Origin of the sequence: Streptomyces sp. 13-12-16, assembly GCF_002114215.1 — a bacterium.
GTDB lineage: Bacteria > Actinomycetota > Actinomycetes > Streptomycetales > Streptomycetaceae > Streptomyces.
In genome coordinates, this window is the sequence record NZ_NCTE01001305.1 from 3,912 (window position 1) to 4,601 (window position 690).

Consider the following 690-nt stretch of genomic DNA (forward strand, 5'->3'; position numbering starts at 1 on the left):
GGCTGTTCAGGCTGTTGCAGCAGGTAGGCGAAGACCCGGTCCACGTACAGCGCCTCGGTGTTCCGCGGCACGGTGTGCGGGAACCGGCGGAAGAGCGGGACGTGGGTGCGGTCGGAGCCGAGCAGGTCGTCGGTCAGCCCGACCAGGCGGGTGTGCGCGACCGCCAGTTCCTCGGAGGTCAGCGAGTCGAGCGCCGCGTGCAGCCGGGAGGAGAGGACGTGGCCGCGGCCGAGCAGTTCGGCCTCGAGCCGGCGCAGTGCCGGTCCTGTTCCGCCGCCGGGCGCGAGCGCCCCGTCCACGTACACGGTCTGGATACGGCGCAGCAGTACGGACTCGGCAGCGAGCAACAGGGGGACCCTCCACGACGACCGGGACAGAGGAACGGGGGCGGGGAGTGGGCGCGCCGGGTCTTTTCGAGAAGGTGAGAAGGATGCGCGTCAGGGAGCCGCCCCCGTTGCTCCTGATCCCATCACACCCGTGCGCGGCCGCCAAACGAATAAACGGTCCTCTCGGTGTGAGCGCCGGGCGACCGTGCGCCGCTTCCCGTACCGGTCCCTCCGGCGGTGTCAGTGGGAGCGCCGGCGTCGCCGGCCGACGAGGACGAGGGCGCCCAGCAGCAGGGCTCCGGCGCCCGCCGTGACGGCGAGTGCCGTGTGGGTCGTGCCCGTGGCGGGGGGGGGGGCGCCCGGC

The 690-nt window shown here is 73.3% G+C and carries 1 protein-coding gene and 1 pseudogene; both read right to left on the minus strand.

Annotated elements, in window-relative coordinates:
- A pseudogene (locus B7767_RS40190) lies at positions 1 to 347 on the minus strand (hypothetical protein); the annotation flags it as partial.
- Positions 348 to 566: 219 nt separating this feature from the next.
- Positions 567 to 690, minus strand: a 124-nt coding sequence (locus B7767_RS49485) for an LPXTG cell wall anchor domain-containing protein (RefSeq protein WP_179167509.1), incomplete at its 5' end; no start/stop codon positions are given.